Source organism: Poritiphilus flavus (genome assembly GCF_009901585.1).
GTDB lineage: Bacteria > Bacteroidota > Bacteroidia > Flavobacteriales > Flavobacteriaceae > Poritiphilus > Poritiphilus flavus.
The window spans coordinates 147,279-159,214 of the sequence record NZ_WXYO01000008.1; the positions used below are offsets into that span (position 1 = coordinate 147,279).

General features: G+C 42.5%; 14 protein-coding genes. 2 read left to right on the forward strand and 12 right to left on the reverse strand.

From position 1 onward, the window contains the following. Positions 1–32: 32 nt before the first annotated feature. From GTQ38_RS17820 to GTQ38_RS17870, 11 genes are all read right to left on the reverse strand, one after another. Positions 33–704: an SDR family oxidoreductase gene (locus GTQ38_RS17820; protein WP_161436926.1), complete on the reverse strand. Its 672-nt coding sequence runs from the start codon at positions 702–704 to the stop codon at positions 33–35. Position 705: 1 nt separating this feature from the next. Then, complete coding sequence (locus GTQ38_RS17825; RefSeq protein WP_238858014.1) at positions 706–1,422, reverse strand: SDR family oxidoreductase; 717 nt, start codon at positions 1,420–1,422, stop codon at positions 706–708. Between the two features lie 169 nt (positions 1,423–1,591). Further along, positions 1,592–2,038, reverse strand: a complete 447-nt coding sequence (locus GTQ38_RS17830; protein WP_161436927.1) for a cyclic nucleotide-binding domain-containing protein — start codon at positions 2,036–2,038, stop codon at positions 1,592–1,594. A 64-nt stretch (positions 2,039–2,102) separates the two neighbouring features. Further along, complete coding sequence (locus GTQ38_RS17835) at positions 2,103–2,861, reverse strand: SDR family oxidoreductase (RefSeq protein ID WP_161436928.1); 759 nt, start codon at positions 2,859–2,861, stop codon at positions 2,103–2,105. A 102-nt stretch (positions 2,862–2,963) separates the two neighbouring features. Continuing rightward, positions 2,964–3,866 (reverse strand): helix-turn-helix domain-containing protein, encoded by a 903-nt coding sequence (locus GTQ38_RS17840; RefSeq protein ID WP_161436929.1) that lies wholly within the window; start codon positions 3,864–3,866, stop codon positions 2,964–2,966. Between the two features lie 648 nt (positions 3,867–4,514). Then, complete coding sequence (locus GTQ38_RS17845; RefSeq protein WP_161436930.1) at positions 4,515–5,039, reverse strand: GNAT family N-acetyltransferase; 525 nt, start codon at positions 5,037–5,039, stop codon at positions 4,515–4,517. A gap of 41 nt (positions 5,040–5,080) precedes the next feature. Continuing rightward, positions 5,081–5,620 carry a dihydrofolate reductase family protein gene (locus tag GTQ38_RS17850; RefSeq protein ID WP_161436931.1) on the reverse strand — a complete coding sequence of 180 codons (540 nt, stop codon included), beginning with the start codon at positions 5,618–5,620 and terminating at the stop codon, positions 5,081–5,083. 58 nt (positions 5,621–5,678) lie between these two features. Beyond that, positions 5,679–6,113: a VOC family protein gene (locus GTQ38_RS17855; protein ID WP_161436932.1), complete on the reverse strand. Its 435-nt coding sequence runs from the start codon at positions 6,111–6,113 to the stop codon at positions 5,679–5,681. A 36-nt stretch (positions 6,114–6,149) separates the two neighbouring features. Then, the gene (locus tag GTQ38_RS17860; RefSeq protein ID WP_161436933.1) at positions 6,150–6,602 is read right to left on the reverse strand and encodes a nuclear transport factor 2 family protein; all 453 of its coding nucleotides are present in this window, start codon (positions 6,600–6,602) and stop codon (positions 6,150–6,152) included. 207 nt (positions 6,603–6,809) lie between these two features. Beyond that, positions 6,810–7,430 (reverse strand): GNAT family N-acetyltransferase, encoded by a 621-nt coding sequence (locus GTQ38_RS17865; RefSeq protein ID WP_161436934.1) that lies wholly within the window; start codon positions 7,428–7,430, stop codon positions 6,810–6,812. A gap of 37 nt (positions 7,431–7,467) precedes the next feature. After that, entirely contained in the window at positions 7,468–8,097 is a 630-nt protein-coding gene (locus GTQ38_RS17870) for a MarR family winged helix-turn-helix transcriptional regulator (protein WP_161436935.1), read from the reverse strand. 136 nt (positions 8,098–8,233) lie between these two features. Between GTQ38_RS17870 and GTQ38_RS17875 the strand changes: the two genes are divergently transcribed. Continuing rightward, the gene (locus GTQ38_RS17875; protein WP_161436936.1) at positions 8,234–9,007 is read left to right on the forward strand and encodes a hypothetical protein; all 774 of its coding nucleotides are present in this window, start codon (positions 8,234–8,236) and stop codon (positions 9,005–9,007) included. Between the two features lie 20 nt (positions 9,008–9,027). Here GTQ38_RS17875 and GTQ38_RS17880 read toward each other — a convergent pair whose 3' ends face one another. Beyond that, positions 9,028–9,582, reverse strand: coding sequence for an HD domain-containing protein (locus tag GTQ38_RS17880; protein WP_161436937.1), 555 nt, complete (start codon positions 9,580–9,582; stop codon positions 9,028–9,030). Between the two features lie 232 nt (positions 9,583–9,814). On the opposite strand from GTQ38_RS17880, the gene GTQ38_RS17885 reads away from it, so the two are divergent. Then, entirely contained in the window at positions 9,815–11,836 is a 2,022-nt protein-coding gene (locus GTQ38_RS17885; RefSeq protein ID WP_161436938.1) for a sensor histidine kinase, read from the forward strand. Positions 11,837–11,936: the final 100 nt, after the last annotated feature.

Genomic DNA, 11,936 nt, shown 5'->3' on the forward strand with positions numbered 1-11,936 from the left:
TATGGGTAAATGACATAAAGGATCCGTAATTTCTATCCATTCCAGGTTCCTAATCTTTCTCCACCATCCACATCAATTATGGTGGCCGTTACCGCCGGGTTCTTAATTACGGCATAAATCATATCGGCAATATCCTCTACCTGTCCCTTGTGTTCTGTTAGTTGTCTGTCGGTATTTATTCCTATACCACCAGGAGAAACCGCATTTACCCTTATTGGGGCTATGTCTATTGCTGCCTGTTTAACTAAAGCATTTATGCTTCCATGCAAGGTGCCCCATACTCCGTAACCCCTTAAAGGTGTTTTGGCGCTACTTCCTGAGAGTAAAGTTACTGAACCATTCCGATTCATATATTCCGGGGCAAGATGTAGTACGTTATAACTGGTCCAGAATCTTTCAAATGCCTTTCTGGCTTCCATCTCAAGGGTGTTATTTATGCCCCTCGCATTGGCGTTTGCAGATATTGCTACAATTATGTGGTCCACCCCTCTATGCTGGATAAGTGCGCTTTTTAATTCTGACTCGTTGGAAGCATCAAAAACCGAAAAGGAACTATGATCTCCCAAAGCTTTTGATGCTGAAATTAACTTTTCTTTGTTTCTGCCCGCAATTACTACTTCAAAATTATTTGCACTAAGTGTTTTTGCTGTTGCCAGACCCATTCCACCTGTGCCGCCTAATATCAAAACACGCTGTTCTCTCATTTTAGATCAAGGTTAGACCGCCATCAACATTGGTTATGCTACCGGTCATATATGGATTCGTAAGTATAGAATAATAGGCATAAGCAAGTTCCTGCGGAGTGCCCAGATGTTCTACCGGTAAGGTTTTCTTAGCCCATTCCTTGTAGTTTTCTGTTTCTTCTTGTGTCCAAACTCCAGTGCCAACAACACCTGGTGCAACGACACTCACTCGTGTTGGGGCTATCTCAAGGGCCAGGGCCTTTGCAAACACTCCTACCGCCGCACTTGCAGCATTCATAATTGAAGCGTTTTTAGATGGTTTATAAATGGCTATACTAGAGGTAAGTACCATGGCGCCTTCTTTTGAGATATAATTTGCCGCGGCTCTGCAGCAATTGAAAGTTCCCCAAAACTTTTCCATTCCTCTGTGGGCTATTTCCGTAGGCATAGATTTTATTGGAGAAAACAATTTGGTCTCATCTGCCACGGCGGTCAATGCCATATAATCAAATTCACCAATTTGCCTGAAAGTTTCGTTTACAGCCGTTTCATCTAGCATGTCCATCGGCTGAACAAAAGATTTTTCACCCAATTCCTGTTGCAATTCCAGTAGTTTGCTTTCAGTTCGGCTTACCAAATAGATAATCGCCCCTTTTCCGGCACAGATCTTAGCTAACTCCCGCCCGATTCCAGATGAAGCCCCTACAATTACAATTTTCTTGTCTTTAATTTCAATCATTTTCTTTTCCAGGAAAAGTATAAAACTTTTAATACCTGAAGGTTGATCTCATGGTAAATTGTTTGTTAATTATTAGGAGATTTGACCAGGATTCCCATCCGGGGGGTTTGTCGAAATAGCATTCGGTTTATCCCATTATAAACAGAACCTTTTTCACGCCCCGCCAAAGTCATTTTTTTGAATAGAAATGATCTAATAAAAGCTTACCGCCAAAAGCAATCCCTTTTAGCAAATGCTCTTGAATCGGGAATCCATCCCTAATCCACTTTGCCATTAAGTCCTGAGGGACCCGCATGATATAACTATGGGAAGTAGCTTTTATCTCGGCAGTTGCAATGGTATCGATTAACGAGATCCCGCCGTGCCAGGAACCCAGTCTACCTGTTTCATATACCACAGGCTTTTGGGTAGAGTTCAAATATCGCTTCATGGACCAGCTTCCGTACAAAAGAATCCAAAATGGATTGTTGGTCTCATCGGTGCTCCTGATGATTTCTCCTGCATCAAAGGAATACTCCTGTGCTTCCTGTGCTACCTGTTCTAGTTGTTCTTGAGAGAGCGTACTAAAAAAAGGTGCTTTACTCAGTTTTGCTAGGTTTATTGCTGTGGGTATCATTTTATAGTTTTTTAAAGGCAGGACGTTCATCCTGCCTTTGGTTATGTATTAATTGAAGTGAATTTTAGAACATTCCACCGTTTACCCTGATGGTTTGGGCAGTTACCCAACCGGCATCCGGACTGGTTAAAAACTTAACCATTGGCAAGACATCGGAGATCTCTCCAAGCCTGTTCTGAACAGACATATGCTTGAGATAATCAATGGAGTGATCGTTTTCTACAGGGTAGAAGAATGAAGTGTTCAGGGGACCAGGTGCAATTGAATTTACTGTGATCCCTCTGGAACCGATCTCTTTGGCGATCATTTTGACAAACTGCTCGGAAGCCGCTTTTGCCCCTGCATACACTGAGTAAAGGCCTGTTGTTACGGATGTAAGGGTAGTGGAAATGTTTACGATTCGTCCACCGTCTTGCAGTCTTTTGGCGGCTTCGCTCAACAGGAAGAATGCAGATTTCGTATGTATGCTGAACATTTGGTCATACTCATCTTCCGAAACTTCTGCAGCTGGCTTTTTGAGCATGGTTCCGGCTGTATTTACCAGAATGTCTACTTTTCCGAAGCTGTTTTCAGCTTCATCGAATAGGCGTTTGATCTCAGATACCTTTCTAAGGTCTGCCTGCACCACTTTTGCGTCGTTGCCTGAAGCTTTGATTTTTTCTGCTACGCCTTGGGCTTCTTCTCTACTGCTATCACTAAAATGATGTACGATTACATTGGCTCCAATGCTTCCTAAATACGTTGCGGTTTCGGCACCCAGATTTTTAGATGCTCCTGTTACAATTGCTACTTTTCCGTTTAATGTTTGATTTAAAGTTTCCATTTTACTAAAATTTTGAGTGAATTATTTTTTTAACTACACTGCAAAGGTTGAGTAAAATGGGAGCTGGTTTTAGGTCAGTTTTGAAGGTCTGACAGTCAATTTCTAAGAATTGCGATAATTTGCCGGAGTAAGTCCTGTTTTTTTCTTGAAAAACCTCGAAAAATTCGAACTATCCTCATAGGTAAGGCTGTACGCGATTTCTGAAACGGACATATCCGTATTCTTTAAGAGGGATTTAGCTTCAGATATGATACGTTCGTCAATCCACTGTTTTGCGGTTTTACCTGTTTGAGATTTCACACTGCTACTCAGGTAATTGGGATGCATATTGAGTTTGTTGGCGTAGTCCTGTACATTCCAGATAAATTCCGCTTTGCCCCTGGTGATATCCAAAAGGTTTTTATTAAGCGCGAGCTGAAAGGATTTTACAATTTCGGCAGGCCGGTTTTCCATGGAGATGGTGGCCTGATGTGACAGTAGTAATTCCTTGGTTTGAAACAGAAAAGTAACCAGCTGATTGGCAAGGATACGCTTTTTAAAGGCGGAATTGCCGTTGTACTCCTGGATAAAAACTTCACATAGTCTATTGATCCGGGCATAATCCTGGTCTTGAAGATACATTACCGGTACCGTTTCCTTTAACAGGAATGGAAAGTCTTGTTCCACACTGCCCGGGTAATTCGATTTTAAAAACTCCAGGGAAAAGGTTAGCATATATCCTTTCCAGTTTTCTTCAATTGTAAATGATTTTAAATGTCCGGGAAGTGTAAAATAAAACGACATGGGTTTAAGCTCAAACCAATGTTCGTCTATGGTATAATGACCTTTGCCAGACTCAATGATCAGGAAGGCTACATAATTGGTCCTGAAAAAGGGCGATGAAATGGCCTTGTCTCCGTGAAGCCTGTCCAGGCTGTGAATGGTAAAATCAAAGTCCTGCTCAATTTCCAGGTTGATCGAATGGAAGAATTCTGATATTGAATTGTATATTTTTTGTGCTTTCATTTAAGCTTTCTGATTTAAGACGGTATATTCTCTAACTAGACTCCTACCTGAAAGAGAATTCCTTTTGACGGCAGACGTAAGGTTAGACATTGCTGGATTTTTAGAATCTCAGATCATTGATACACGATCACATTTTCAAATTGACAAATCTTCAAATTATGTTATAGCTTTTCTGCTTTTAAATTGCAGCCTCGAGGCATAACTTGAATTTGGGGTGGGGTTTGGACCCCAGTTTCAGTAGGCAGTTATCAGTCACCAGTCACGAGCCATTTCACAATTCCTCGATTTTACGATTTTACATTTTCAAATTCTCACATTGTTACATTAGATCATTAGATTGTTGGATCGCTAGACTATAAGATTTTTAGAATCTCAGATCATTGATACACGATCACATTTTCAAATTGACAAATCTTCAAATTATGGTATAGCTTTTCTGCTTTTAAATTGCAGCTTTTAGGCTTAACTTAAGCTTGGAGTGGGGTTTAGACCCTGTTTCAGTAGACAGCCCTCCTTCGCTAAAGCTTCGGAGGATGAATCAGTTGGCAGTCAATTTCACAATTCCTCGATTTTACGATTTTACTTTTTTAAATTCTCAAATTGTTACATTAATCCATTACTACATTAATCCATTGATCCATTGGAAATCTATGATTTCCTTCCGTAATTCGAATTAAACCAGGCCATATGCAAAGGTGTTTCAAACTCGGAAGCGGAAACGAAGATCTTGTCTTTTTGCCGCCCTTCATTAATAAAACCAAGGCTCTCGTAAAACTTCACATTCCGCTTATTGTACTCCCGGGTGTAAAGCTCAATTCTTTTGATGTGCGTAAGTTCAGAACTTACCTTATTCAGGAATACTTCAAATAGCTTTCTTCCAATCCCCTTTCCCTGATGGGCCGGATCTACCACTATGGTCAGGTCTGTCAGTATATGTTGAAAGGCAAATATATCCGGGGTGTATGCATGGATCTCTCCAACGATCTTGCTCTCTATTAAGGCGGTAAGGATGAGCCCGTTGCCTATGGACTTCCCCAAAAGATCTTCAATAAAAACTTTGGTGATCTCATTTTCATTTCTGATAATACCATCAGAAATTCCAGCCACCTTGGTGTACAGTTCTAAAAGTTCCGGACCACTTTCTAAAGTAGCTTTTCTTATTTCGATTTCCATTTCGTTGTTTGGCCAGCAGCTTATAGATTAGACTTCGTTTTTTAGCTTTTTCGTTTGTAATGATTCTGGGTGATCTGTCCCAAGAAGGTTTTGGAGGAAACCAGTTCAAATTCCAGCCGGTCCGGAAATTCGGAAAACAGTCGGAATCCTCCTCCTAAAACAATCGGGATTGTTGTGATGATCATCTCGTGGATCAGATCCTCCTTAAGGAAGTTGCTTATGGTGATTCCTCCGTCAATATAGAGTTTGTAGTACCCTTGTTTATGGATATGTTCCAGAATTTCGGTTAAAGTACCTTTTACCAAAAAGGCCTTGCCCTGATACGCTTCAGGGATCTCTTTTAGGGAATGGCTCAGCACGAATACTGGTTTGGTATAGGGCCAATCCATATCGAACGCCAGAACGGTCTCAAAGGTGCTTCGCCCCATCACCAGGGCATCAATGTCTTTGTTGAATGCCAGGTAGCCCATATCGTCACGCTCCGGGTTGGGAATGGCATGGAGCCAGTCTAGTCCACCGTTTTTATCCGCGATATAGCCGTCTATACTGCTAGCAATAAATACACTGTTTTTCTTTGTCATTCTTTAAGCGGTTTACCCTTCTAAATAACCATCCTTAAACTTAAACCTAATCTTGGACTTAAACTTTCTTTTCCTGGTAAATTATGATCTGTAGCCCATCCGGATCTCTCAGATAGAGGTAGTAAGAGCCCCAGGGCCTTAAGACCGGACCTTTGGCGCTCCATTTTTCCTTTAATAATTCCGCCCAGTAATTTACATCATCTGTGCTTATTTGGATATCCGTCTTATCATCTTCAAAACTTTGGCTGAACGCTGCCTGATAATAGCTGTGCTGATCGGATATTTCGGAGATCTCCAGGAAGGCATTGCTGCCCGGAGGCCCTAATCGAAGAATAACTCCCCTGGACCCGTCGCCGTCGTCATATTCCTGGACTGTTTCCAGCTTTAGAATTTGGGTGTAGAAGGCTTTGGAAGCCTCAAAGTCTTTTGTTCTTATGACAGTTTTTAAGCTTATAAACCCGGCCTTGGAAGTCTTGTTTTCCTTGTTGGTCATTGTGATGATGTCTTTTCTTAGTTGTAAAAGGCTCTCTTAATGGCTTTCGGAATCGTTGAATTGCCAGAGCACATTCACCAATTGCCATTTTCCATTCAGTTTTACAATATGCATGTAATCGATCCAATCGTCTGCAACGAGTTTTACCGAAGCGGTTTTATCAAAAATATCCAGAATGATTACTTCTTTTTTAGGATTCTCGGGAAAACGGTCACCATCTTTGTTGTACGTTTCCGCGAGCAATATCATAGCATCCGCAAAGGTTTCCCTTAAGTACTCCTTTCCGGTTTTTTTGTCCGTCCAAAAAGTGCGTTTTACCATTCTGGGATGGGCGGCACGTTCAAACTGTTCCGGTTTGGCATTATGTTGAGATTCGATATAATCCAGGGCTACTTGTTTAATCTCCAGGGAATCTTTTTGTGTTTGCGCTTGGACAGAAAAACCAAGAAGGCCAACAATAGCCAGGATCAGGATAGTGATTTGTTTCATTGTGGATTTTTTGATGATGAATTACGGGTTCTACGTTTAAGAAATACAGGGAATTGACCTCGTATTCCATTGGGGGGATCTAAATGTAAAACATTCCCAAGAGGAAACGGCATGAATTATAAGGCTGTTAACATTTGGTAGGAAAGGTATGGCTATTAGGTTGATGAGATATTCAATTGGCGCCTAAGCTATCAACTGTATTGCTTACTAGTTTCCTTTTAAATCTTCCTTATAAAACACCTCAATTTCCGGGTAGGAGTCCGATGTTTCCTGGTAGCGTTCGTGCGTCAACTTCCAGATCATGGTATCCCTGGGCTTGCCCTCAGGAGTGGTACTGTGGTTTTTGAGGATCTCAGCCAATTCAAAGCTGAGTTTTTTTGGGATTTGTTGGCTCGCTGCATTGTTGGGGTCGCAGTGGATTTCAATATGGTCTATCTCATGGTACTCAAATCCAACTTTGATCAATGCATGAGTGCATTCCGTGGCATAGCCTTGATTGAGGTAAGCTGAGTTGATCCAATACCCAATTTCCCTGGCATTTGGAGCGATCCTGGTATGTAATCCGGCTGATCCTATGAAAACATCCTGCTTTCTGTTAAACAGTCCAAAATTGTAATCGATATTTTTGAGAAAGTCCAGTTCGAATTTTTGGAGCAACTCTTTTTTGGCTTCCAGACTACTGGGTTCCGTCTTTGCCCAAGGCATCCATTTCTTTAGATTATCCAGGCTGTTGGTTATGGCTTCTAAAAGTAATTCGGCGTCTGCCGGGCGGTAACAGCGGATAACTAACCTATCGGTAATTATTCCGTATGGAATTTCTTTTTGCATAGGAATCGGGATGAAATTAAGCGCAGTTATGACGAAATTAACTCCTTAGCAAGGAGGTATGAAAGCTGTTGAGTCGTTTTAGCGTATTCAACAGTATTTCTCTTTCCTTTATCTCCAAATCTCCCAGGACATCCGTTATATTTTTGAATCTTTCCAAAATCAAAAACAGTACTTCCTGTCCTTTTTGGCTCAGGGATATTATTTTTTGGCGTTTATCTGCAGGATTGATCCTCTCGCTCAGCAAGCCGGTTTTGATCATGCGTTTCAACATATCCATGCCTGTAGTGAATTCAATAAGGTTTTCGCCAATAATTTCCTTTTTGGGGCTTTCTCTATTTTCCAGAAGGAAGGCCAAAATGACGAATTCATCCATAGAATTCAATCCAACATCCTGCAACACAGGTTTTCCATAGATCCGTATGAATTTGTTTAGCCTGAAAATCAGTTCTGCCGCTTCTGCGGTAAGATACGGAGCGCTTTCCTGATTTGGTCGCGTTTCGGCCGATGCCTCATCACCCGGTTCTTGACCTGTGAAAGCATCTGATGAGGTCTTTGTATCGCTTAACAACAAATACTTTGCGAAGTCCCTAAGACTGGGGTCCCGGGTAGACTGCAGATAGTTTTCCCAGTTTAATATCAAGGGCTGATACGAAAGATTATGCTTCATATTTAGGCATTTGAAATCTTAAATTATTCACAAAAGTACGAAAACGTAGTAAATAAATACGAAATCATATTATATTTGATTCAAAACAAAAATAATTATTCTAGTAATCCCTGGTTAACCTTAAAACTTTTTTCTCATGTCACGCAAACAATCACTTTATCTTTCAATGGGTTCCATGTTTGTATTTGTAACCCTATACCTTTTAACATCTACGGGTATAATAGGTTTTAATCCTGTTGGAGAAGCCGGTAGTTATGGGGCTCCCCTGGTAGTACCCGAGGCTTATGCCTTTACCATTTGGGCTCCGATTTATCTATTTTTAATCGCGTTTCCAATCTTTCAATTACTTAAGAAGCAGGAAGCAGATAAATCCTGGAATGAGATCCGGGTTTGGTATTCCTTTAATGTAATAGCCAATGGCCTGTGGCTGGTTTTTGCATCCTATGATTGGCAAATCGGAACTTTACTACTTATCGTTTTCATGCTGATTTCGCTATTTAAGATAAATGGTCTGCTCTTAAAACTTAAGTCAAATGGAGCAAAAGTGAATTTCTGGTTTGAGCGTATCGGGTTTAGTCTGTATTTCGGCTGGATAACCCTGGCAACCGCCCTCAATGTTAGTACGGCCTTGAAATTCTATCAATGGCAGGGGTTCGGGATCTCTGAGGTTTCCTGGTCCTTGCTTATTCTTTCTGTAGCCGCTTTGATCGCAGCGGCAACTTTTTGGAAATACCGGGATACCGCCTACGCACTGGTGGTCGTTTGGGCCTTTACAGCCCTGATCGTAAAACATCTGAATTTTGAGGTTCTTATTGCCTATTTGTCTATGGCAATAGTAACCTTATTTATTGGGTTAATATTGACCAATGAAGTGAAAACCCTAAAAGCTCGCTCTGTAAATGATGTATAACCTTCTGGAATACTCACTTTTCATACTTTTTCCAATGCAATTAGTTGCCGCATTAAATTCTCAAACAGCTCGAGAGTAAATTGGAATTTGGAAACATGAGGATGGTATTTCTGCCGTATGAGGTCTTCGGTAAATCCATCCTCTTTGGAAGCATTGCTGTCGTTCAGATTCCGGATGCAGGAGTCAATACAATCTACAGCTTTGGCAAATTCGGATTCCCTGGTTTCCCGATTTTCGTATTCGTGTAGTATTTTTTCAAATCTGCCGGCATTAGGAAGAAAGGAAGTGATCTTTTGGATCGCCTTTTCTTCCTTTTCCTGTTTCAGTTTCATCTCCTCCGGATTGTTGAATTTGGCGTCTCCGGCATATACTTCCACAACATCGTGATACAGTAGATATTCAAAAACTTTAAGCCTGTCCAGCGGTTCCTCCATATAGTCCAGGACTACATCTGCAATAAGCATACAACTCCAGGAATGCTCGGCGCTGCTCTCTTTCCTGTTGCCCACATTGAGACCGCGTTCAACGGTTTTTAGTTTTTCCAGTTCGGTAAGGCTTTTGATGAGTTGTTCCATTTTGTGATCAGGCTTAAAGGCTTTTCGATAATGCTTTTTCTATATGAGACTAAATTTAATAAAAAGGGTGATGGAAGATGAATTTCGGGAACGGGAATTGCTCGCCACAAAGTACCGTCTCCATAAAAGCCATAGCCAATGATCTTTTATTGTCAAAGTATTAAGTCCTGGTTCTTTTCTAACCTCCCTTAGCAAATTTCTTATATTTGACTTCTCAAGACTTCCCCAGGTCATGAAAGTAATTTGCTCTTTTTTTTTGTGTCTGTTCACCCTGTCCCTTTCGGCGCAGGAGGTGGATCTGACAAGCTCTGTCCAATCCCTAAAACAAAAGATCCATAGCTCCGAATCGGGTGAACGCCTGATGTGGATGGACAGTCTCGCCACATTGGTTGAAGACAGGACTGATTTTGGGTACGATTCCATCGCCAGGAGCACGATTGATTACGCCCTGAAGCGAGACTCCACGCGATTGGCCCTGGAACACGCTATCTCCCTGACTCAATATATCATGCAGGAATTGGGAAACCCTGAGCAGGCCTTAGACCTTTTCAACGACTTAATGGGTAAGGTTCCTGACGATCAACATTTTTTAGAGTTGAGCGGTATGTATACAGAAGCCGGTAGGAACTATAAAATGCTCAACCGTCTTAAAAAGTCTGTGGATAGTTTTGAGAAGGCTTATGCCTATGCGGCACAGGCCAATGACCGGACCCAAATGGGCGTTACTAAAAATTTCATAGGCCAGGTGCTTGCTTTTATGGGCGATTTCCAGGGGGCAGCCTCAGCACTGCAGGAAGCCTATCAAATTTTATTGGAGAGCGATCCTGAATGGGCATGGCGTCCAAAAACGACACTGGCGATCCTATACTCCCAGAACGGGCTGCAGGAGGAGGCCAAAAAAATGCGTTTGGAGATCATAGAAGAGGCCAGGGGATATGTAAGCGAAAAGAACAAAAATGAAGTACTAAATAGTCAGTTTTTTAATCAGGCCTTTGACGAGATGCTCAATGGTAGCCAGAAAGAACGGATCCGATTCCTTGACTCCACCCGGGTGTATGCTTTCAAAACGGATTATGTGTATCACGAACTGCAGGTATTGGTGGCCCAGCTGAGCGCCTATGCCGAAAACGGGGTACTGGACAAGGCTGAGGCGGTCAAGAAAGAGTTGGATGAGCGGAGAAAGAACGAGGACTTCTTTGAAGTGGATGAATACAACCTGGCCATGGCGCATTATGAATTTGCAAAGGGCAATTTCAGTAGCGCGGCCACCTTGGGGGAGCGGGAATATGCCAATGTCCGGAACACTCAATTCTACGAGGGGATCTATATGGCCCATGGCTTCCTGGCCAAGGTTTACGATAGCTTGGGGGATTTGGGCAGGTCGCATGAACATCTCAGAGCCCATCACAAAATAAAGGATTCCATAGAAAGCGTCCAGAAGGCGAACGGTTTTTCCTATTACCAGGCCCTTTACGAGGCGGAGAAGAAGGATTCGGAGATCGTATCCCAGAAGTCGGAGATCGCACTGTTAAACGCCAGGAACCGGGCGCAGAACATGTGGATCACTTTTGGTGGTTTGGGGATACTGGCTGTGCTTACGATCCTTTACCTGGTATGGGTACAGAATGCCACCAAAAGGAAACAGCAGGCTCAGGCCCGCTTCTCCAGGAACCTGATCAAGGGTCAGGAGGAGGAGCGTACCCGTGTGGCCAGAGAACTGCACGATGGGGTAGGGCAAAAGCTGATGCTGTTGGCCAAAAGGTCAAAGTCCGGCGAGGATGCAGCAGTAAAATCCCTGGCGATGGATACCCTGGAGGAACTGCGAAGCGTTTCCCGCTACCTGCATCCGGCCACCCTGGAGAAGTTGGGATTCTCTGCGGCTGTGAGGGCGATCATCGATGAGGTGGATGCCAACACAGACATCTTTTTTACCCATAGCATTGAAGATGTGGATGACCTACTTAATGATGAGAAATCTCTGCAACTCTACCGGATCATGCAAGAGCTATTGAACAATATCGTGAAGCATTCAGAGGCCAGGTCGGTATCGGTAGACATAGAAAGAAAGGCCGGTACGATAGAAATAGTGGTGAAAGACAACGGGAAAGGCTTTAGCTTCAAGGAGAAAATTCGCGACAGTGCCAGTCTGGGCATGCGAACCATCCTGGAACGCAGCAAAATAGCCGGGGCCAAACTGCATGTGGAGAGCGAGCTATCTGCTGGCACGACGGTCTCATTGAAAATGGCTATCTAAAAAATTGTCTTTTACACCCTTTTAATCCTTGCGGTTTTATAATGTATCTTACCTCCGTATAACAGCTTGTAGGCCTTGAGCGGTAATATCAATAAAACGC

Bases quoted from the DNA above. Each gene is read 5' to 3' on its own strand.
- GTQ38_RS17860 (WP_161436933.1), bottom strand. From the start codon at position 6,602: ATGAAACAAATCACTATCCTGATCCTGGCTATTGTTGGCCTTCTTGGT.
- GTQ38_RS17865 (WP_161436934.1), bottom strand. From the start codon at position 7,430: ATGCAAAAAGAAATTCCATACGGAATAATTACCGATAGGTTAGTTATC.
- GTQ38_RS17820 (WP_161436926.1), bottom strand. From the start codon at position 704: ATGAGAGAACAGCGTGTTTTGATATTAGGCGGCACAGGTGGAATGGGT.
- GTQ38_RS17845 (WP_161436930.1), bottom strand. From the start codon at position 5,039: ATGGAAATCGAAATAAGAAAAGCTACTTTAGAAAGTGGTCCGGAACTT.
- GTQ38_RS17840 (WP_161436929.1), bottom strand. From the start codon at position 3,866: ATGAAAGCACAAAAAATATACAATTCAATATCAGAATTCTTCCATTCG.
- GTQ38_RS17835 (WP_161436928.1), bottom strand. From the start codon at position 2,861: ATGGAAACTTTAAATCAAACATTAAACGGAAAAGTAGCAATTGTAACA.
- GTQ38_RS17880 (WP_161436937.1), bottom strand. From the start codon at position 9,582: ATGGAACAACTCATCAAAAGCCTTACCGAACTGGAAAAACTAAAAACC.
- GTQ38_RS17870 (WP_161436935.1), bottom strand. From the start codon at position 8,097: ATGAAGCATAATCTTTCGTATCAGCCCTTGATATTAAACTGGGAAAAC.
- GTQ38_RS17830 (WP_161436927.1), bottom strand. From the start codon at position 2,038: ATGATACCCACAGCAATAAACCTAGCAAAACTGAGTAAAGCACCTTTT.
- GTQ38_RS17875 (WP_161436936.1), top strand. From the start codon at position 8,234: ATGTCACGCAAACAATCACTTTATCTTTCAATGGGTTCCATGTTTGTA.
- GTQ38_RS17855 (WP_161436932.1), bottom strand. From the start codon at position 6,113: ATGACCAACAAGGAAAACAAGACTTCCAAGGCCGGGTTTATAAGCTTA.
- GTQ38_RS17850 (WP_161436931.1), bottom strand. From the start codon at position 5,620: ATGACAAAGAAAAACAGTGTATTTATTGCTAGCAGTATAGACGGCTAT.
- GTQ38_RS17825 (WP_238858014.1), bottom strand. From the start codon at position 1,422: ATGATTGAAATTAAAGACAAGAAAATTGTAATTGTAGGGGCTTCATCT.
- GTQ38_RS17885 (WP_161436938.1), top strand. From the start codon at position 9,815: ATGAAAGTAATTTGCTCTTTTTTTTTGTGTCTGTTCACCCTGTCCCTT.